Source organism: Micromonospora sp. DT43, from assembly GCF_049841645.1.
Lineage (GTDB): Bacteria > Actinomycetota > Actinomycetes > Mycobacteriales > Micromonosporaceae > Micromonospora.
The window spans coordinates 233,501-251,345 of the sequence record NZ_JBNCKR010000002.1; the positions used below are offsets into that span (position 1 = coordinate 233,501).

At 72.4% G+C, this 17,845-nt stretch carries 21 protein-coding genes; 12 read left to right on the forward strand and 9 right to left on the reverse strand.

From position 1 onward, the window contains the following. Window positions 1–87 precede the first annotated feature (87 nt). The 4 genes from ACLQ26_RS05190 (at window position 88) to ACLQ26_RS05205 (ending at window position 2,460) form a co-directional block, all read left to right on the forward strand. A complete protein-coding gene (locus tag ACLQ26_RS05190; RefSeq protein ID WP_425743328.1) occupies window positions 88–1,074 on the forward strand; it encodes a YihY/virulence factor BrkB family protein in 987 nt (328 codons plus the stop codon). Between the two features lie 91 nt (window positions 1,075–1,165). Further along, window positions 1,166–1,582 carry a DUF2795 domain-containing protein gene (locus ACLQ26_RS05195; RefSeq protein ID WP_425743329.1) on the forward strand — a complete coding sequence of 139 codons (417 nt, stop codon included), beginning with the start codon at window positions 1,166–1,168 and terminating at the stop codon, window positions 1,580–1,582. A gap of 52 nt (window positions 1,583–1,634) precedes the next feature. Continuing rightward, window positions 1,635–2,096, forward strand: coding sequence for an SRPBCC family protein (locus ACLQ26_RS05200; protein WP_425743330.1), 462 nt, complete (start codon window positions 1,635–1,637; stop codon window positions 2,094–2,096). A gap of 106 nt (window positions 2,097–2,202) precedes the next feature. Continuing rightward, a complete protein-coding gene (locus ACLQ26_RS05205; protein ID WP_425743331.1) occupies window positions 2,203–2,460 on the forward strand; it encodes a hypothetical protein in 258 nt (85 codons plus the stop codon). Here the strand turns inward: ACLQ26_RS05205 and ACLQ26_RS05210 are convergent. Continuing rightward, window positions 2,415–3,782 (reverse strand): MFS transporter, encoded by a 1,368-nt coding sequence (locus ACLQ26_RS05210; protein WP_425743332.1) that lies wholly within the window; start codon window positions 3,780–3,782, stop codon window positions 2,415–2,417. The genes ACLQ26_RS05205 and ACLQ26_RS05210 overlap by 46 nt on opposite strands. Window positions 3,783–3,939: 157 nt before the next feature. Between ACLQ26_RS05210 and ACLQ26_RS05215 the strand changes: the two genes are divergently transcribed. Then, window positions 3,940–4,149 (forward strand): hypothetical protein, encoded by a 210-nt coding sequence (locus tag ACLQ26_RS05215; protein WP_039905880.1) that lies wholly within the window; start codon window positions 3,940–3,942, stop codon window positions 4,147–4,149. Here ACLQ26_RS05215 and ACLQ26_RS05220 read toward each other — a convergent pair. Next, window positions 4,146–4,595, reverse strand: a complete 450-nt coding sequence (locus ACLQ26_RS05220) for a hypothetical protein (RefSeq protein ID WP_425743333.1) — start codon at window positions 4,593–4,595, stop codon at window positions 4,146–4,148. The genes ACLQ26_RS05215 and ACLQ26_RS05220 overlap by 4 nt on opposite strands. Window positions 4,596–4,789: 194 nt before the next feature. Between ACLQ26_RS05220 and ACLQ26_RS05225 the strand changes: the two genes are divergently transcribed. Then, window positions 4,790–5,143: a DUF6401 family natural product biosynthesis protein gene (locus ACLQ26_RS05225; RefSeq protein ID WP_425743334.1), complete on the forward strand. Its 354-nt coding sequence runs from the start codon at window positions 4,790–4,792 to the stop codon at window positions 5,141–5,143. An 89-nt stretch (window positions 5,144–5,232) separates the two neighbouring features. Here the strand turns inward: ACLQ26_RS05225 and ACLQ26_RS05230 are convergent, their stop codons facing one another. Beyond that, entirely contained in the window at window positions 5,233–6,096 is an 864-nt protein-coding gene (locus ACLQ26_RS05230) for a mechanosensitive ion channel family protein (RefSeq protein ID WP_425743335.1), read from the reverse strand. Window positions 6,097–6,294: 198 nt separating this feature from the next. On the opposite strand from ACLQ26_RS05230, the gene ACLQ26_RS05235 reads away from it, so the two are divergent. The 3 genes from ACLQ26_RS05235 to ACLQ26_RS05245 all read left to right on the forward strand — a co-directional run bounded on the left by ACLQ26_RS05235 (window position 6,295) and on the right by ACLQ26_RS05245 (window position 10,567). Beyond that, complete coding sequence (locus ACLQ26_RS05235; RefSeq protein ID WP_425743336.1) at window positions 6,295–8,430, forward strand: SpoIIE family protein phosphatase; 2,136 nt, start codon at window positions 6,295–6,297, stop codon at window positions 8,428–8,430. A 63-nt stretch (window positions 8,431–8,493) separates the two neighbouring features. Then, on the forward strand, window positions 8,494–9,171 hold the full coding sequence (locus ACLQ26_RS05240; protein ID WP_425743337.1) for an HAD family hydrolase: 678 nt from the start codon (window positions 8,494–8,496) through the stop codon (window positions 9,169–9,171). Between the two features lie 106 nt (window positions 9,172–9,277). Then, the gene (locus ACLQ26_RS05245) at window positions 9,278–10,567 is read left to right on the forward strand and encodes a cation:proton antiporter (RefSeq protein WP_425743338.1); all 1,290 of its coding nucleotides are present in this window, start codon (window positions 9,278–9,280) and stop codon (window positions 10,565–10,567) included. A gap of 17 nt (window positions 10,568–10,584) precedes the next feature. Here the strand turns inward: ACLQ26_RS05245 and ACLQ26_RS05250 are convergent, their stop codons facing one another. Further along, window positions 10,585–11,523: an NAD(P)/FAD-dependent oxidoreductase gene (locus ACLQ26_RS05250; protein ID WP_425743773.1), complete on the reverse strand. Its 939-nt coding sequence runs from the start codon at window positions 11,521–11,523 to the stop codon at window positions 10,585–10,587. A 115-nt stretch (window positions 11,524–11,638) separates the two neighbouring features. On the opposite strand from ACLQ26_RS05250, the gene ACLQ26_RS05255 reads away from it, so the two are divergent. Continuing rightward, window positions 11,639–11,854, forward strand: coding sequence for a DUF3072 domain-containing protein (locus tag ACLQ26_RS05255; RefSeq protein ID WP_357119772.1), 216 nt, complete (start codon window positions 11,639–11,641; stop codon window positions 11,852–11,854). A 10-nt stretch (window positions 11,855–11,864) separates the two neighbouring features. On the opposite strand, the gene ACLQ26_RS05260 is transcribed toward ACLQ26_RS05255, so the two are convergent. After that, window positions 11,865–12,365: a metallophosphoesterase family protein gene (locus tag ACLQ26_RS05260; protein ID WP_425743339.1), complete on the reverse strand. Its 501-nt coding sequence runs from the start codon at window positions 12,363–12,365 to the stop codon at window positions 11,865–11,867. A 53-nt stretch (window positions 12,366–12,418) separates the two neighbouring features. Next, the gene (locus ACLQ26_RS05265) at window positions 12,419–14,248 is read right to left on the reverse strand and encodes a glycoside hydrolase family 15 protein (RefSeq protein WP_425743340.1); all 1,830 of its coding nucleotides are present in this window, start codon (window positions 14,246–14,248) and stop codon (window positions 12,419–12,421) included. Window positions 14,249–14,421: 173 nt separating this feature from the next. Here ACLQ26_RS05265 and ACLQ26_RS05270 point away from each other — a divergent pair, with 173 nt between their 5' ends. Next, on the forward strand, window positions 14,422–15,012 hold the full coding sequence (locus ACLQ26_RS05270; protein ID WP_425743341.1) for a general stress protein: 591 nt from the start codon (window positions 14,422–14,424) through the stop codon (window positions 15,010–15,012). 46 nt (window positions 15,013–15,058) lie between these two features. Here the strand turns inward: ACLQ26_RS05270 and ACLQ26_RS05275 are convergent, their stop codons facing one another. Continuing rightward, a complete protein-coding gene (locus ACLQ26_RS05275) occupies window positions 15,059–15,646 on the reverse strand; it encodes a DUF1684 domain-containing protein (protein ID WP_425743774.1) in 588 nt (195 codons plus the stop codon). Further along, window positions 15,643–16,113, reverse strand: coding sequence for a winged helix-turn-helix transcriptional regulator (locus tag ACLQ26_RS05280; RefSeq protein ID WP_425743342.1), 471 nt, complete (start codon window positions 16,111–16,113; stop codon window positions 15,643–15,645). Before ACLQ26_RS05280 ends, ACLQ26_RS05275 begins: the two co-directional genes overlap by 4 nt. A gap of 28 nt (window positions 16,114–16,141) precedes the next feature. On the opposite strand from ACLQ26_RS05280, the gene ACLQ26_RS05285 reads away from it, so the two are divergent. After that, window positions 16,142–17,149 (forward strand): hypothetical protein, encoded by a 1,008-nt coding sequence (locus tag ACLQ26_RS05285; protein ID WP_425743343.1) that lies wholly within the window; start codon window positions 16,142–16,144, stop codon window positions 17,147–17,149. A 70-nt stretch (window positions 17,150–17,219) separates the two neighbouring features. On the opposite strand, the gene ACLQ26_RS05290 is transcribed toward ACLQ26_RS05285, so the two are convergent. After that, window positions 17,220–17,789 (reverse strand): TetR/AcrR family transcriptional regulator, encoded by a 570-nt coding sequence (locus ACLQ26_RS05290; RefSeq protein WP_425743344.1) that lies wholly within the window; start codon window positions 17,787–17,789, stop codon window positions 17,220–17,222. Window positions 17,790–17,845: the final 56 nt, after the last annotated feature.

The window sequence follows — 17,845 nt, forward strand, 5'->3', positions numbered from 1 at the left end:
GTTTGTCGATGTCCCGGTGCGGGTACCGGCCGGGCCAGGCCCGACCGGACGACCGGTCATCCGGTGGCCGGGGCACAGGGAGCGGGCATGACGACCACGGAGCCCGGTACGACGCGCGCCGGCACACCGGGTGAACGGGTGCCCCGGCGGATGCGGCAGCTGAGCTGGCGGACGTGGCGTGGGGTGCTGGTCCGCAGCGTGCAGAACTTCGTCAACGACAACTGCTCCGACTGGGCCGCCGCGCTCACCTACTACGGGGTGCTGGCGCTCTTCCCGTCCGCCATCGTGGTGGTGGCCCTGGTCGGTCTGGTCTCCGACGGCGAGCGGACGCTGGACACGGTGGTCGACCTCGCCCAGCAGGTGGGTGCCGGCTCGGTGGTGGCCGACAAGGACGGCGGCATGATCGGGGTGATCCGGGCCGTGGTGGTGCAGCAGAGCAACGTCAAGGTGCTGCTGAGCTTCGGTCTGCTCGGCGCGCTCTGGTCGGCGTCGGGCTTCATCGGGGCGTTCACCCGCGCTTCCAACGCGATCTACGGGGTGACCGAGGGACGGCCGGTCTGGAAGCTGCGGCCTGTGCAGATCGGTCTGGCCGCGGTGACGTTGGTGCTGCTCGCGGTGGTCGCCCTCGCGCTGATCGTCAGCGGCCCGGTCACCGACGCGGTCGGCGACCTGATCCACGCCGGTGGCCTGGCCCGGACGGTGTGGAGCGTGGCGAAGTGGCCGGTGCTCGCCCTGGTCATGATGGTGCTGCTGTCCCTGCTGTTCTGGATCGCCCCGAACGTACGCCAGCCCCGCTTCCGCTGGCTCACCCCCGGCGGCGGGGTCGCCCTGGTCTCCTGGGCGGCGGTGTCCTTCGGCTTCGGCCTCTACGTGACCAATTTCGCCTCGTACAAGACGACCTACGGCAGCCTGGGCGCGGCCATCGCGTTCCTGGTCTGGCTCTACCTGTCCAACTCCGCCCTCATGCTGGGTGTGCAGATCAACGCCGAGGTGCAGCGCGGCCGGCAGTTGCAGGCGGGCGATCCCGACCCGGAGGAGCCGGTGCTGCCGCCACGGAAGCCAGCCGATTCCTGAACGCCTGATGTCCGCCCGGATGTCCGGCCCGGGGGCCGGTTCGTGACGCGGTGCCGGTTTAGCGGCCGGGGTGCCGGGTAGCGCAGAAGGCATGGAGCGTGGCAACAGCAAGCACGGACCGAGGATCGACGAGCAGATGAGCCAGGAGGTCAGCGGCCTCGTCCAGGGGCCCGGGGCCGGCGGCTCTCGGGTCGACGAGTCCCGGGTGCCGGAACCGGCCGGCGAGGACCAGCCGGAGACCACCACGGCCCCGGCGGGCGACCTGCGCACCGGCACGCCGCAGGGGATGAGTTCCACAGACGTCGAGCAGCGCAGCCGGCTCGGCCGGTTCATCTCGATGAGCGCGCTGCCGGGCGACCGACTGGTGCTCATCGCCAGCGCCCGTGAGAACGACGCGCCGGACGACATCGTGGCGGCGCTGGAACGCCTGCCCGAGGGCACCGAGTACCAGACGGTCTCCGAGGTGTGGGCCGCGCTCGGCCACAAGAACGAGACAACCCGCTGGTGAGCGGGATCGTCCCCCGATCCCGTCCGCACCCGCGACTGAAGGAGGATTCCTGATGAGTGGCGTTACCGAACACGTCGAGGTAGCCGTACCCGTCCGCACCGCGTACGACCAGTGGACGCAGTTCGAGGAGTTCCCCCAGTTCATGGAGGGCGTGCAGGAGGTCCGGCAGCTCTCCGAGACGATGACCCACTGGACTGTGGACATCGCCGGGGTGAAGCGTGAGTTCGACGCCGAGATCACCGAGCAGTTGCCCGACGAGCGGGTCGCCTGGCGTTCCACGGGCGGCACCCAGCAGGCGGGCGTGGTGACCTTCCACCGCCTGGACGAGGCCAAGACCCGGGTCACCCTCCAGCTCGAGTTCGAGCCGCACGGGGTGGTCGAGCAGGCCGGCGACAAGCTCGGCATCGTCGACCGGCGGGCCAAGGGCGACCTGGAGCGGTTCAAGACGTTCATCGAGCGGCGCGGTCAGGAGACCGGCGGCTGGCGTGGCACGGTGGACCGCCCGCAGCCGTGACCTCGCACCGAACGACGATGGCCGCCGGACTCTCCGGCGGCCATCGTGGCGTTTCGGCCCGGCCGGCGCCCGTTTGCGATCATCGCGCCCGGGTACGGCTGTAGTCATGACGGACGACAGGGTGTGGCGCGACGAGGAACGGCTTCCGCTGGAGGAGTTGGAGCGCGCTGTGGCGGGCTCCAGCATCGACGGGCAGGCCGACGACGTGACTGGCAACGACGCCGGTGAGGAGGCTGCCTTCGGGCACGGGCCAGCAGCGGCCGACCGCGACGGTCAGGCCGAGGGCACCGTACGGGAGGCGACCGACCCCCAGCGCGCCTACCGCCCGTCGACGACCGGCCGGACCGGGCCGGACAACGGATAGTCCGCGTCGGACGCGGCGGTCCGGGACTGGGCCGGCGCCTCGGCCGCGCCGCCTCCGGTCCGCTCCGGCGCGGCGTCGGTCTGCCCCGGCCCGCTTCCGGCAGCGTCGGTCCGCTCCGGCCCGCTCCCGGCGGCGGGCCGGCGGGCGCCCAGCTCGTAGAGCAGGATCAGCGCCAGCGCGAGCACCACCAGGGCCGGGCCGAGCACCTGCACGGACAGGTGGCTGATCAGCACGCCGAGCCCGCCGGGTACGAGCGCCGCGCCCAGGCCGGAGGCGCCGATCTGGAGCCCGATGGTCCGGTCGGCGTGCGCCGCGCCGACCCGGTCGGCGGTGGTGAGGGTGAGCAACGGAAACACCGGCGCGGCGGCGAAGCCGACCACGACCAGGCCGAGCACGGCAAGCGCGGCCGACCCGGGCACCGCGATCAGCGCCGCGCCGACGGCCATGCCGGCGAGGCTGACCCGCAACACCAACCGTGGCCCCAGCCGCTCGGCCACCACGCCCTGCACCACCCGGCCGACGAACAGGCTGCCCCAGTACGCGGAGACGCAGCCGCCCGCCACGGCGCCGCTCAGACCGCGCCCCTGAGTGAGCAGCAGGAACGCCCAGAGTCCGGCGGACACCTCGATGGCCACGTACAGGGCGAAGGCCAGTGCCCCGGACCAGACCGCCGGCAGTCGCAGCGTGGCCAGGACGGGCACCCGGCCCGCCGGAGCGGCCCCGGTCGTCCCCCCGCCCGCCTCGGGAGCGGGATCGCGGCGCTGCCAGGCGCGTACGGTGAGCGCGAACGCGCCGGCGAGGGCGAGTTGGGCGCCCGCCACGATGCCGTACCCCCACCGCCAGGCCAGCCCCGCGGTGAGCGCCGCCGTCATGATCAGTGGACCGATCGCCACCCCGAGGCCGAAGAAGGCGTGCAGCCAGTTCATGTGTCGCGGGCCGAAGGCCCCGGCGGCGTACGCGTTGAGACCGGAGTCGACCGCGCCGGAGCCCAGCCCGAGCAGCAGCGCACAGCCCACGAGCACGGCCAGCCCGGGGCTCAGGGCGTAACCGGTGAGCGCCAGGCTGGCCAGCAGGGTGCTGCCGGCGAGCAGCGCGCCCACGCCGACGCGGGCCAGCGTGAACCCGGCCAGCACGCTGGAGGTGAGATAGCCGACGGTGCCCGCGGTGAGCAGCAATCCGACCGCCTCGGTGGGTACGCCGAGGTCCGCCCGGATCGACGGCCAGCCGACGCCGAGCAGCCCGTCGGGCAGGCCGAGGCTGACGAATGCGAGATAGGCCAGCAGGAGCAGCGTGGCGCGGGGAGGCGCGGGCGAGGTCGACACGGGAAACCATCCTGCCGCAGCGCACCCTACCGAAGGTCGGAGCCGCCCGTGCGTCGCGACAAGAACTGGTGTCCGGACGGTTGAAAAAGCGGACAGCTCAGCCAGAATCGGCCGATCGGGTGACGGCAATCGAGCCCGTTCGCGTAAGAATTTCGGGATGCATCAAGGCTCCGGAATCCTCTCCACGCGTCAGCGCCGCCTCGCCTGGCTCGGCTTCCTGCTCGCCGCGCTGCAGGCGCCCGTGTCGGCCTGGCTCGTCTCCGACGACTCCTGGCTGTTCAGCCTCTGCGTTGCGCTCATGGTGGCGACCGTGATCATCGCCGACGACGCCGCCCGGCGCCGGCCGGCCAACGCGACAGGCGACTAGCCGTCGCCGGCTGGCCGGGCCTCGTGTCCCGGCCGGCCCCGGGTACGGCGGCGCTCCTTCATCTCCGCCTCGTAGAGGTGACGCCGCCCGCCCACCAACTCCTCACGGGCCTGCCGGTCCAGCTCACGGAACAGCGCGTGGTAACCGTCGTCGAAGTCCTCGACGATCTGGAACGTCCACCGGCCGGCGATCACGTTGCGGCCGAGCAGTTCGGTGTCGATCCGGTCGGCGATGCGCGGATGTCCGGCGGCGCGGAACTGCTCCACGGCGTCGTCGAGCATCAGGTCGGCGTGCCCGATCAGCTGGTGCAGCGAGTACAGGTGCCCGCGGGCCCGTTCCACGCACTCCAGCGCCTCGCTGAGCTTGCCCAGCGCCGCGACCGTCTCGTCGCTGACCCCCGCCGGCCGCCGGTGCCGCTCGTCCGGGCCGTCCGTCCGCTCCCCCATCATCACCCTCCGTGCTGGTGTGCCGTCCCACCGGCGGCGGCCGTGCTCTGTGCCACGCCGCACCGTTGCTCTCCTGCTGCCCCGTCTGTGCCGGATCAACCCTCGCGGCCAGCCCCGACTCGTCCAGTGGCCCAGCCGACACCCGCCGAGCGGCCGAGGTCGACCCGGTCACCCGTCGGTTAGCCTCGGTCACCATGCGTGTGCCGTACCACTGGGCCGCCAGCGGGACCGCCGTCGAGTCGGCGCGCTCCTCCCTGGCCGCCCTCACCGTCTCCGTGGGCACCGCCGGCCTCGCCGCCGCCGCAGCCCGTCCCGGGCTGCTGGCGCTCGTCGACCAGCACGCCGCCGCCGTCCGGGACAGCCTGGACGGCGACCGGCGGCCGTTGACCGCCGCGACGCTCGCCGGCTACGCCGAGGGGGTACGCGCGGCCGCCCTGGAGCACGGGTGGACGCCGCCGCGGGGGCCGGTGGACTGGAGCGTGCCGGAATGGCCGCTCGCCCGGCTCGTCGCCGTCTGCGCGCTGGCCCGTTCGCTCGACCGATCCTGACGGGCCGGTCACCCCGGACCACTCGTGACGCGGGGAGGGCGCCCGCGTGACGCGGACACCCTCCCCTCACGATCGTGCCGTGCGCCCCGCTACGGGCGGTACTGCTGGGTCTCGTCGGCCGCACCGGACTGGTACGTGCCGCGCCCACCGGACATCGTCGACTGCTCGTCGACCCGGGGCATGGCCTGGGTCCGGTCGCCCCCACGGTCGGCCATCTGCCGCTCCATGTCGCCGCGCCCGGCCGAGGTGGCCCGCCGGTGCTCCTGCACCGCACGGGCTTCCTGGGCGGCCCGGTCGAGCCAACCGTCCCAGCGGTTCTGCATCGGCTTCACCAGACCACCGCCGACGCCGACGATCAGGATGCCGGCGACCGTGGCGAGCACCGCGATCAGCACCGGAGTGGTGACCGTGGTGGCGATACCCACCTGGTTCAGCGCGGCGATCACGCCGAGAGCGATGATGAAGATCGCCGTCAGGTCGGCCAGGACCTTGCCGTACGAGAGCCCGCCCAGCGCCCCGGTGACCAGATCCCGGGCGGCGTTGGCGATCGCGGCGGCGACCACCACGATGACGATCGCGATGAACGCGCGCGGCAGCCAGGCCACCACACCGCTGATCAGGTCACTGATCGCGTTGGGCCCCCAGACTCCGAAGGCGAACTGCAGGGTGAACAGCAGGACGGCGTAGTACGCCAGCCTGGCCAGGATGTCGCTGGCGTCGTACTTCGTTCTCTCCAGTGCCCGTTTGATGCCTCCACGTTCGACCGCCTGGTCGAAGTGCACCCGTTCCAGCACCGCATCCACGATCTTGAGGACCGCTCTGGCGATGAGCCAGCCGACCACGAGGATGACGATGAAGGCCACTGCCTTCGGGATGAAGAGCAGCACCGACCTCCAGGTGTCGGCGATGGCATCGCCGATGTCGGCCTGCCGAACCGCGAGGGTTTTCAGCATGATGTCCCTCCTGTCGCATGGACTGCGCCGGGCGCATACCCGGCCACCGGTACGGCAGTCCGCGCGGGTCGCTGCCATTTTTCCGACAAGTCGACAAACAGGGGCCCTGACCTGCCCGAACAGTCACCGCGCCGGGGCCGGCCGCGACTCGTGCACATGATCGGATGCGGCTGGCCGACGGCCGGCTAGGCTGCGAACATGCCAGGAACCGTCGGGCGAGTCCCCACGCCAGCAATTCCGGTCCCCGGCGCATCCACCGGACCCGGTGCGGCCGCCGTGCTCGCCCACGACTGGTCCGCCACTCCCCTCGGCCCCCGCGAGAGGTGGGATCCGGCGGTCCGGGCCGTGGTCGAGCTGATCCTCGCCTCGCCGATGCCCATGGCCCTGGCGTACGGCGACGACCTCGTCCTGCTCTACAACGACGGCTATGCCGAGTTGCTGGGGAGCAAACATCCGGCAGCCCTGGGCCGACCGGCCGCCGAGGTGTACGCCGAGGTCTGGGCGCTGCCCGGCTTCGGTGACGTGATCGAGCGCGCCTACCGGGAGGGTGTGCCGTTCCTGGAGAAGGAGTCCACGCTCCCCCTGATCCGGGACAGCTCCGGGGTGGTCGAGCCTGTCGTCTTCACCCGCGGGCACTCCGCCGTCCGGGACAGCGCCGGGCGGATCGTGGGGATCCTGACGGTGGCCGCCGAGACCACCCACGTGACGGAGCAGTTGCAGAGTCTCAGCGAGGTCGCCGCCGCGCTCGCCGGCACCCTCACCCTCGACGACGTGGCTCGGGTGGCGCTGCGCCACACCATCACCACGTTCGACGCCGACCGGGTCGCGTTCGTGGTCGACGAGGGTGGCGGCGGATGGCGGATGGTGCGCCGGGTCCGTGGCGAGCTGATGGACGAGGCCGACGAACGGTTGCCGCCGCTGTGGCGACGCGCCCCGGCGGACTGGTCGAGCCCTGTCGCGCTCGCGGCCCGCTCGGGCGAGCCGTCGTTCACCCGTGACGGGCAGCCGCTGCGCGAGACGGCAGTGGACCGCCACGACCAGAAGATCAGGTCGATGGCCGTGTTGCCGCTGGGCACATCGGTGATCCGCGGTGGGTTGACTGTCGGTTACCAGGCGCCGCACTCCTGGTCGGCCGCCGATAGGGCACTGCTGGCCGCCTCGGCGGAGCTGATCGGTCAGGCGGCGGAACGGGCCCGGCGGTTCGAGACCCAGCACGGCACGGCCCAACTGTTGCAACGCAGCATGCTGCCGGAGCACCTCCCCGACCTGCCCCGGCTGCGCATCGCGGCCCGTTACGACCCGGGGGTGGACGGCAACGCGGCGGGCGGGGACTTCTACGACGCGTTCCTGCTGCCCACCGGCGCGCTGGGCGTGGTGTTGGGTGACGTCGCCGGGCACGACGTGCAGGCCGCGGCGCGGATGGGGCAGGTGCGGGCGGCACTGCGGGCGCTGGCCCTGGCCGACCCCGCGCCGGACGCGGTGCTGGCTGGGCTGGACCGGCTGGTGACCAGCCTCGGCGCGGAGGCCGGCACCCTCGAGCTGTTCGCCACCGTGGCGTTCGGGGTCATCGACGCCGAGCGGCGGGAATTGACCCTGGCCAGCGCCGGTCATCCCGCCCCGCTGATCCGTCGCAGCGCCCCGGACGGCCGGTCGCACGCCGAGTACGTGGACCTGCCGGCCGGTCCCCCGCTGGGGCTGGGTGGGCGCCCGACCACCGTCACCGTCGCGTTCCCGCCCGGCGACACCCTGCTGTTGTTCAGCGACGGGGTGGTGGAGCGCCGGCGGCAGAGCCTCACCGCCGGCCTGGACACCCTCGGCGACGCCGTCGCCAAGGCCGGCACCAGTGATCCCCGTGCCCTCTGTGCCGTGGCCACCGCTGCGGTGTCCGGTGGCACCGAGGACGACGTGGCCGTGCTGGCGGTCGAGCACGCGCTCAAGCCGAGCCGGTCGGCGGCGATGGAGGTGCCTGCCGAGCCGACCGCGCCCAGCCGGGTCCGACACTGGATGACCGGCCAGCTCACCGAGTGGCAGGTGCCCGAGTCGGTGATCGGCGCGGCGGTGCTGTGCACGAGCGAGCTGACCACCAACGCGCTGCTGCACGCCGGCACGGCGGCCCGCGTGGAGATCGACCTCAGCCCGGAGCGGCTGCTGGTCTCGGTCGCCGACTCCGGCACCCGGGGCACCGTGACCCGGGCCCGCACCGACACGTTGAGCAGTCGCGGGCGCGGGTTGGGCCTGATCGAGGAGCTGAGCGACGCGTGGGGCACCGACCCGTCGGTGCGCGGCTCCACGGTCTGGTTCGAGATCCTCGTTCCGCGGGCCGAACCCCGCTGAGGTCGTCCGGCCTCGGCGAGCGCGGACGAATCAGCCGGCCGCAGACCGGGTAGGAGTGCGCTCATGGCCACCGAACAACCCCATGGGGTCCTCTTCGACATCGACGGAACGCTCGTCGACACCACCTACCTGCACACGGTGAGCTGGTGGGAGGCGCTGCGCCAGGCCGACCACCGGGTGCCGATGGCGACCGTGCACCGCTCGATCGGGATGGGCTCGGACAAGCTGCTGGACCACCTGCTCGGCCCGGAGCGCGACCGCGATGACGACCCGAAGCTGCGCGAGGCGCACGACACCCTCTACACCGAGTACTGGGAACGGCTGACTCCGCTGCCCGGGGCGAGGGACCTGTTGCGCGCGTGCGCCGAGCGGGGGCTGCGGGTGGTGCTCGCCACCTCCGCCGCCGAGCACGAGGTGGGTGCGCTGCGTCGGGCCCTGAACGCCGACGACGTGGTGGACACCGTCACCTCCTCGGCGGACGCGCGGGAGAGCAAGCCGGCACCGGACATTCTCGAAGCGGCGCTGGAGCAGTCCGGGCTGGCCGCCGAGCGTGTCGTCTTCGTCGGCGACTCGGTCTGGGACGTCGCCGCGGCCGGCAAGCTGGACATCCCGTGCGTCGGGTTGACCTGCGGCGGCACCAGCCGGGGGGAACTCGCCGGCGCCGGCGCGGTGGCGGTCTACGACGACCCGGCCGCGCTCCTGGCCGAGTTGACGGATTCCCCGCTCGCCCGGCCGAGGTGAGGCTCACTCCGGTTCACCGCGCCGCACACGCATAGCCGGAAGTCTTCCGGGGCATGGTCTGTGGCCACCTGCCCGCATCGCGCGGGTGCGGCGAGAGGTGGTGTTCGTGGAGCCGGTAGACGTCGCGTTCGCGCTGGTGGGAGTGGGCGCTCTGCTCGCGGGCATCCTGCCCCGGGTGTTGGAGCACCGCCCCCTGTCCATGCCGATCGCGTTCCTCGCCCTCGGCATGCTGGTCTTCCTCCTGCCGATCGGGCTGCCGACACCGGACCCGCTGGCCCACCCCGAGTTGACCACCCACCTGACCGAGATCGGGGTGATCGTCGCCCTGATGGGCGCCGGGTTGAAGATCGACCGGCCGTTGAGCTGGGCCCGGTGGTCGTCCACCTGGCGACTGCTGGCCATCGCGATGCCACTCTGCATCGCGGCGGTGGCGCTGCTCGGGTGGTGGTGGGCAGGTCTGGTGCCGGCCGCGGCGCTGCTGTTGGGTGCCGCGCTGGCACCGACCGATCCGGTTCTCGCCGCCGATGTGCAGGTCGGCGAGCCGACCGACGTGGAGGATTCCGAGGACGAGGTCCGCTTCGCCCTGACCTCGGAGGCGGGCCTCAACGACGGGCTGGCGTTCCCGTTCGTCTACGCGGCCATCGCGATCGCCTCGACAAGCCTCGCCCCGCGCGCGTGGCTGGCGGAGTGGTTCACCGTCGACGTGCTCTGGAAGGTGGGCGTCGGTGTGGGTGGCGGCCTGCTCATCGGCTGGCTGCTCGGCAAGCTGTTCTTCCGCGCGCCAAGCGAGCTGCGGCTGGCCCGGCACGCCGAGGGTTTCCTGGCGCTGGCCGCCACCTTCCTGGCGTACGGGCTGGTGGAGGTGGCCGGCGGGTACGGGTTCCTGGCGGTGTTCGTGGCCGCGCGGGCCATCCGGGCCGCCGAACGGACCCACGAGTTCCACTCGGTGCTGCACGACTTCGCCGAGCAGGTCGAGCGGCTGCTCACCCTGGTGCTGTTGCTGCTGCTCGGTGGCGCGATCGTGGGCGGCCTGCTCGGCCCGCTGACCTGGCCGGCGGCGGCCGTCGGGCTGGCGCTGGTCTTCCTGGTCCGGCCGGCCTTCGGCTGGTTATCGCTGCGCGGCGCGCCCGGCCGGTCGGCCGAACACCTGGTGATCTCGCTGTTCGGCATCCGCGGTGTGGGCTCGTTCTACTACCTGGCGTACGCCACCACGAAGGCGGACTTTCCGCAGGCGGAGCTGCTGTGGGCCACCGTCGGGCTGGTGGTGCTCGTCTCCGTGGTGGTGCACGGCGTCGCGGCGACCCCGGTCATGCAGTTGCTGGACCGGGAGGGTGAGCGGACCGAGGACCCGTCCGAACGGGAGGCCCAGCCGGTCGCCGCCAGTGGGCACTCCTGAGGAGTGGGCAGCGGCGGTCAGCCGAGGCGGGCCGCCAGCGCCCGGCCGAGGTCGCGACCGGAGCGCCAGGCGCTCTGCACGCGGGGCTTGCCGAACGCGTCGCCGGCCAGGCCGATTCCGTCGGCGTCGAGGTGGTGGGTGTTTCCGGTGACGTCACCGGCCGGCGTGGCGTACGTCCAGCGGTGCACGTGCACGTCGGCGGCCTCCTCGGTGAGCCCCAGCAGGTCCCGGACGGCCTGCTGGATCGCCGGCCCGGCGCCGGTGGGCTGGGCCAGGTGCCCGGCGGCGAACTCCGGCACGGTGTGCGCCACCAGCACCGGCGCTTCGTCACCGCGCCGGTCGCCGTCGTCGCAGACCAGCTTGAGCACCGGATGGTCGTTGACGAACGCGCCGCGGAAGCGCGGCCAGCGACGGGACGGGAAACGCAGCACCGCGGCCAGGGCCGGTGACCAGGTCTGCGCCTGTACGACACGGGTGGCGTCGGCCAGGGCGGGATCGAGCAGCAGGCCGGCCTGCGGCCCCGGCATGGCCAGGGCGACCGCCGCGCACGGCTCATCGTCGACGGCCGGGCCGGGCTCCACGGCGAGCACCAACCGGTCGACGGTCACCGGCACCGCCCCGGCCAGGTGCTCGACAAGCGACCGCAGCCCGCGGGGCGCGGCGTAGCGCATCGGGCCGGGCACGTCGTGGCGGCCGTTCGTGTCGTACGACCAGAAGGTGTCGGTCCACTCCCGGACCAGGTCGGCGGCGCGCCACTCGTCGACCACGGCGGCGAAGTCCGGGTCGCTGACGGTGAAGTACGCGGCGCCGGTGTCGGCGGGACGGCCGTCGAAGCGTTTGCTGGCCATCCGGCCGCCACAGACGTGCCCACGTTCGCGGACCCGCACCGGCACCCCGGCCCGGACCAGCTCCACCGCGCAGGCCACCCCCGCGATGCCCGCCCCGACCACCACCACGCCCGACGAGTTCACGCTCATCCGCTGATCGTAGGTGCCGACAGTCGCTGCGGACGGGCATGAACCAGTGGTGATCGGGGTACTGGCACACCTGTTCGAAGAAAGGGTGATGATGATGACGGACCGTAGCAACGACCAGGCCGACCCGCGTGGCGCGATCAAGGACCCGGACGAGTGGGTCACCGGCGACGAGCCGCCGACGGCGGCCCAGGAGTCGTACCTGGCCACGTTGGCCCGGGAGGCGGACGCGACACTGCCGGACGACCTGACCAAGGCCGAGGCGTCCAAGAGGATCGACGAACTCCAGGCCGAGACGGGCCGCGGCCAGTAGCTCGGTCGGCTCAGGGACGCGGCAGGGCGTGCAGCCGGACGCGCGTCAGGCGACCCGCGGTTGTCTCGGCCTCCAGGTAGGTGGCGTGCGGCTGGGAGCGGCGGTCGGTGGGCGACCCGGGGTTGAGCAGACGCAGCCCACCGGGCGCCACGCTGTCCCAGGGGATGTGCGAGTGCCCGAAGACCAGCAGGTCGACGTCGGGAAAGCGGGCAGCGCACCGCTGCTCGCGGCCGGTGCGAGGGCCCGTCTCGTGTACCACGGCCACCCGCAGCCCGTCGAGGTCGACGCGGGCCACCTCCGGCAGCCGGGCGCGCAGCGCCGGGCCGTCGTTGTTGCCGTACACGCCGATGAGCCGCCGCGCACGGGCGGTCATCGCGTCCAGCAGCGGCTCGTCGACCCAGTCGCCGGCGTGCAGCACCACGTCCGCCGCCTCGATCGCCGTCCACAGCGGCCCCGGGAGATCCCGGGCCCGCTTGGGGAGATGCGTGTCCGCCGTGAGCACCAGCCTCATGCCGGCATCATCCCCCGAGCCGGGCCCGTCCACCCGGGGACGCTCGTGGGCGGTCAGCGCGACATCGGGGTGAAGTACGCCGGCGGTATGCCGAGATCGCGCAGCGCCGGGTTCTGCTCCACGTCACTGAGCACACCGGCGGCGTTGATCAGGCCGATGTGCGAGAACGCCTGGGGAAAATTGCCCAGTTGCTCCCCGGTCGACGGGTCGATCTGCTCCGCGAACAGCCCGAGGTCGTTGAGCCGTCCGGCCAGCGCGTCGAACAACTCGCGCGCCCGGTCCCGCTCACCTGCCAACGCCAGGCAGCACACCAACCAGAACGAGCAGATGACGAATCCCGCCGGGTCGCCGTCCCAGCGCCGCAGCAGGCCGTCGTGCGACAGCCGCGTCTCCACCGCGAGGGTGGTCGAGCGCATCCGCGGGTCGTCGGCCGGCAGGAACCCCACCAGCGGCATGATCAGCACCGACGCGTCCAGGTCCTCGGATTCGAAACTGCCCGTGTACGCCCCGAGCCGGTCGCTCCATCCCCGTTCCAGCACCGCCGCACGTACCTCGTCGCGGGCGGCCGCCCAGCGGGCCACGTCCGACGGTCCACCCAGCCGTTCGCCGAAGCGGACCGCCCGGTCCAGGGCCACCCAGCACTGGACCTTCGAGGACACGTGGTGGCGTTGGATCCCGCGCTCCTCCCACATCCCCGCATCCGGTAGCTTCCAGTCCCGCTCCGCCTTGTCGACGAGCGACCGGAGCAGGTGGTAGACGTCCAACTCCAACGGCTCCAGCCGGTCGCGCATCAGCCAGGCGGCGTCCAACGCCTCACCGTAGATGTCGGTCTGGCGCTGGCGCCACGCGTCGTTGCCGATCATCACCGGCGGACTGTCGCGGTAACCGGCGAGCTGGTCCAGGCGGTGTTCGGTGAGGTCCCGCTCCCCCAGCACCCCGTACATGATCGGTGCCGGCTCCTCGTCGATCCGGCCCATCGCCCGACCCAACCAGGTGAACTGCCGCTGCACCTCGTCATAACAGGCGGTGCGCCACAGCGCCCGAAGGGTCAGGGTGAAGTCGCGCACCCAGACGTAGCGGTAGTCGTAGTTCCGGTCACCGCCGAGCTTCTCCGGCAGCGACGTGGTCACCGAGGCCACCACCGCGCCGCTCGGTCGGTAGGTCATGCCCTGCACCACAAGCGCGCTGCGCCGCACCTGCTCGGCGTAGATCCCGTAGTACTCGTGCTGCCGGACCCAGGAGCGCCATCCCTCGACCGTGTCGGCGATCGTCTGGTCCGCTGCGGGCACCTGCGGCGGCTGCCCGTCGTACGTCGGGGCGTACCCGAGGGTGAAGTTGTTCCTCGTGCCGGCACGGGCCGTGAACGTCCCGGTGGCCTCACCGTCGCCGCAGGTCAGCGGCACATCGCTGGCGAGGGTGAGGCGGCTGGCCCCGCCGACGGCCTCCAGGGCCCCGTCCCGCTCGACGAGGAACGGTGTGGTGCGCCCGTACTCGAAGCGGGGTCGGTAGTGCACCCGCATCGGCACCTCGCCGGCCAGGCCCCGCACGCTGCGGACCAGCACCTGGGGTGAGCGCATTCCGATCTCGTGCTCGCGCGCGCCGGGCTCCAGGGCGAGCGCGTCGGTCAGTTCCACCTCGCCCTGCGCGGTGCGGAAGACGGTCCGCAGCACCAGCGTGCCGTCGAGGTAGCAACGCTCGACGGTGTAGTCCTCGTCCGGGCAGATCGCCCAGTGTCCGGCGCCGTCACCGATCAGCCGCGCGAACACCGACGGCGCGTCGAACCGGCCCGGGCACCACCAGTTCACCGAGCCCGCGCGGTCCACGAGCGCCGCCGTGCGGCCGTCGGCGAGGAAACCGTGGTCGCTGATCTGTCCGCTCTGCACCCGCCTGCCTACCCGGACCGTCCCCGCACATGCCTCGCCCGTCGCCGCCCTGCCGCCGCCCGGTGCCGCCGGCGGCCGCCTGTCGGGCCGAGCCGGGTCCGGCACCCGCCCGGCACCGGGCGTTACCGCTCGACACTGGCGGGAACGCGGTCGGCTGACGAGGGAGGATGCTCATGACCTCAGCTTCGGGGCCGGCCGCCGCGTGGCGGCCCGGCACACAGAGTGGCGACGTACTTCCGTCCGGGCCGGCAGGCCGCCTGTCGACGCCGGCCGGGGACGGGCACGGGCCGCAGGGCGGCCCGGCAACCGTGACGATCGGTTCGTATCCGGACTATCCGTCCGCGCAGAAGGTTGTCGACTACCTGGCCGACAACCGATTCCCGGTGGAGCACAGCGCCATCGTCGGCACGAACCTCACACTCGTGGAGACGGTGCTCGGGCGGATGACCACCGGCCGCGCGGCCCTGCTCGGCGCCGGTACCGGCGCCTGGTTCGGGCTCTTCATCGGCCTGCTGTTCGGCATCTTCACCGTGGGCAACTGGCTGGCGGTGATCCTCGTGGGCCTGGTCATCGGTGCGATCTGGGGCGCCGTGTTCGGCGCGGTCGCGCACGCGATGACAGGCGGACAACGCGACTTCACCTCGGCCAGCTCGCTGCGCGCCGGCCAGTACGCGGTGACCGTCGACGCGCAGCTCGCCGACCAGGCCCGGCAACTGCTGGGCCGGATGCAGGTGCCCGGCTCGTCACCGGCTAACGCCCGCTGAGCCACCGGCCCGACCGGCCGTCCCGGCAGTCCGCCGGGGCGGCCGGTCAGTCGTGGTACGCCAGCTCGCCGGCGACCAACGGCACGTCGACCCGGTTCTCCGGCGGCGCGAGGGGGCAGGCCCAGCGGTCGTCGTACGCGCAGCTCGGGTTGTAGAGGTAGTTGGCGTCCAGCCGGACCCGGTCGCCGGGCAGCAGCTCGACGCCCCGGCCGAAGGTGCCCTTCACCGTGTCGGTGAGGTACCGCCCCCCGCCGTAGGTCTCCCGCCCGCAGGTGCCGTCGCGCAGCGGGACGAACAGCCCTCCCCCGTACGCCTCGATCCACCACAGCGTCAGCGGCCCCCACGGCGTCTCGGCCACCGCGACCCGCCGGTACGCGACGACCCCGTCCGGGCCTCCGGTGTCCACCCGCAGCTCGCCGCTGGCCGGCCGCAGCGGCGCCTCGACCACGGCCTCGGGGTTGGGCGGGTAGTACCGCACTCCGGGAAAGCCGGGCCGCTCGGCAGGCGGGATCGGGCTCTGCGGGTGGGTGGCGAAGAGTTCGTCGCGGCCGGCGCGGAAGCCGGCCAGATCGACGTCGGACAGGTACAGCCGGGCCACCCGCTCCCGCCAGTCGGCCAACTCCAGATCGGTCAGCATGCGGCGGCCTCCTGATCGACTGACAACTCTCCGGACCGGAGGGGCCTGCCGCATGCCTGGCAACGGACTTCCGCGACGAACACCTCACCGCAGACATCGTGGATGAAGTCGACAGTTGGCACGTCCGCATCGCTGTAGGTGTCACCCCAGCGCTTGAGCACGAGGATGACCTGCCCCAGATCCCGGCCCTTCTGCGTGAGCTCGTACCCCGCGACCTTGCCGTCCTCGGTCGATCGCGCGCGCAGGATGCCGCTCTCGGCGAGCTTTCGCAGCCGCGCGGCGAGGACGTCCCGAGGAGCGCCTACCGCTCGCAGGATCTCGGTGTACCGGGAGGCCCCGAAGGCGAGCGCTCGCACGATGTGCAGCGACCACCTGTCGTTGACTGCGTCGAGCGCCACAGCGAGAGTGTCCCGCGATGGTTTGGATTTCAAACCGTCGGTGCTACGGTTCGTCTGGTTGGACATTCAAACCACACTACCCGAGGAAGCACCCATGACGTCGCCATCCGATCCACCCCCCGAGGCGAAACCGCCCGTCACCACGCAGCGCCGAGCCTGGATCTCGCTCGTGCTCACGGGCCTGATCATCGGTACGGCGTTCATCGCCGTCTACGTCGGGTTGCAACGCGATCCCACGCCGAGCCGCCTGCCGATCGCGGTGGTCGGCGATCGGCTGGTCACCACCGCCCACGGGGGTTTCGGCGACGCCGTCGCCGTCACACCGGTGATCAGCGTCGAGGCCGGAAAGGCCCTGGTCCACGACGGTGACGCCGTCGCGGTGCTCAGCGGGACCTCCTCCGACACGCTGACGCTCGACTACGCCGGTGCGAGCGGGTTGAGTGAGAGCGGCGCTGCCCGGCAACTGGTCGCCGGCCTCGGCAGGCAGGCTGGCATGACCGTCCAGGAGAACGACATCGTGCCGCTGGCGAACTACGACAGCCGCGGGCTGTCCGCCTTCTACGTGGTGTTCGGGGTCACTCTCTCGTCGTTCGTCCTCGCGCAGGGGCTCACCGCGGCCGCCACGTTGGTACGCCTGCGTCACCGGCTCTACGCGATGGCCGGATTCGCGGTCGTGATCGGCGTGGTCGCGGCAACTGTCGCCGGCCCTGTCTACGGCTCGCTGACGGCACCGTTCCCGCTGCTGGCCCTGTCGCTGATCCTGCTGTCGGCCGCCAGCGCCTTCACGACGAAGGCCCTCGGGGCCTGGCTCGGCCCGATCGGTATCGCGCTCGCCGTGCTCACCCTCACCACCATCGGCAACGCCACGAGCGGAGCGACGATAGGCGTCGACCTGCTGCCGGGATGGGCACAGGCGATCTCGGCGAAGCTTCCCCCGGGCGCGGCCGTACGCGCGGTCAACAACTTCGGTTACTTCAACGGCTCACACACGCTCGTGCCCCTCGCCGTGCTCGCCGCCTGGTTCCTGGCGGGGCTGGGTCTCGTCCTGCTCCGACAGCGGACCGCGCAGCGACGTCCGCTCGCCACAGAGGCCGGACGATGACCGCCCGGGTCAGCTGCGCGGGTGCCCGAGTACGGACCGGGCGGGCACGCCAGTCGTGCCCGCCGGGTCGTCACCGCGACGGCCAGTTGCTCAGGACGGCGTCCAGGGCGTCGAGGGCGCGCGCCCAGGAGTCGTCCGTCGGACGCGGGGTGTGGCGGAACCCGCCGGTCCGCTCCAGGCTCACGAAGCCGTGGAACGTGCTGTGCATCATCCGAACCGCGTCGGTCTGGTCCGGCTCGGAAAGGTGGTAGCCGCGCAGGATCGCCCGCGTCATCTCGGCGTGCCGGACGCCCGCGCTCGCGGCGGCGGTCTCCGGGTCGAGGTCGATCTGCATGGCGGCGTACCGGCCCGGGTGCTGGCGCGCGTAGTCCCGGTAGGCGTTGGCGAAGGCGACAAGCGCGTCCTTGCCGGCCCTGCCGGCGAGCGCCTCGGCGACCCGGTCCGCCAGCTCGGCGAGCGCCAGGACGGCGAGCCTGACCCGCAGGTCGTGTGCGTTGCGGAGGTGGAAGTACAGGCTCGCGTCCTTGACGCCGAAGTGCCGCGCGAGCGCCGCGATGGTGACGTTCTCGACGCCCACCTCGTCGGCCAGCTCGGCGGCCGCCTGGGTCAGTCGCTCGGCGGTGAGCCCCGCACGTGTCACTCCGTACACCCCGAATCTAGTCTCGATAATCGTTTGCCTAGGCGAGCTAGGCTACT

Excerpts from the sequence above, each read along its gene's own strand:
- ACLQ26_RS05255 (WP_357119772.1), top strand. The coding sequence starts at position 11,639 with ATGACGGACCGTAGCAACGACCAGGCCGACCCGCGTGGCGCGATCAAG.
- ACLQ26_RS05285 (WP_425743343.1), top strand. The coding sequence starts at position 16,142 with ATGACGTCGCCATCCGATCCACCCCCCGAGGCGAAACCGCCCGTCACC.
- ACLQ26_RS05270 (WP_425743341.1), top strand. The coding sequence starts at position 14,422 with ATGACCTCAGCTTCGGGGCCGGCCGCCGCGTGGCGGCCCGGCACACAG.
- ACLQ26_RS05280 (WP_425743342.1), bottom strand. The coding sequence starts at position 16,113 with ATGTCCAACCAGACGAACCGTAGCACCGACGGTTTGAAATCCAAACCA.
- ACLQ26_RS05205 (WP_425743331.1), top strand. The coding sequence starts at position 2,203 with ATGACGGACGACAGGGTGTGGCGCGACGAGGAACGGCTTCCGCTGGAG.
- ACLQ26_RS05235 (WP_425743336.1), top strand. The coding sequence starts at position 6,295 with ATGCCAGGAACCGTCGGGCGAGTCCCCACGCCAGCAATTCCGGTCCCC.
- ACLQ26_RS05240 (WP_425743337.1), top strand. The coding sequence starts at position 8,494 with ATGGCCACCGAACAACCCCATGGGGTCCTCTTCGACATCGACGGAACG.
- ACLQ26_RS05230 (WP_425743335.1), bottom strand. The coding sequence starts at position 6,096 with ATGCTGAAAACCCTCGCGGTTCGGCAGGCCGACATCGGCGATGCCATC.
- ACLQ26_RS05190 (WP_425743328.1), top strand. The coding sequence starts at position 88 with ATGACGACCACGGAGCCCGGTACGACGCGCGCCGGCACACCGGGTGAA.
- ACLQ26_RS05260 (WP_425743339.1), bottom strand. The coding sequence starts at position 12,365 with ATGAGGCTGGTGCTCACGGCGGACACGCATCTCCCCAAGCGGGCCCGG.
- ACLQ26_RS05220 (WP_425743333.1), bottom strand. The coding sequence starts at position 4,595 with ATGGGGGAGCGGACGGACGGCCCGGACGAGCGGCACCGGCGGCCGGCG.
- ACLQ26_RS05195 (WP_425743329.1), top strand. The coding sequence starts at position 1,166 with ATGGAGCGTGGCAACAGCAAGCACGGACCGAGGATCGACGAGCAGATG.
- ACLQ26_RS05215 (WP_039905880.1), top strand. The coding sequence starts at position 3,940 with ATGCATCAAGGCTCCGGAATCCTCTCCACGCGTCAGCGCCGCCTCGCC.
- ACLQ26_RS05225 (WP_425743334.1), top strand. The coding sequence starts at position 4,790 with ATGCGTGTGCCGTACCACTGGGCCGCCAGCGGGACCGCCGTCGAGTCG.
- ACLQ26_RS05200 (WP_425743330.1), top strand. The coding sequence starts at position 1,635 with ATGAGTGGCGTTACCGAACACGTCGAGGTAGCCGTACCCGTCCGCACC.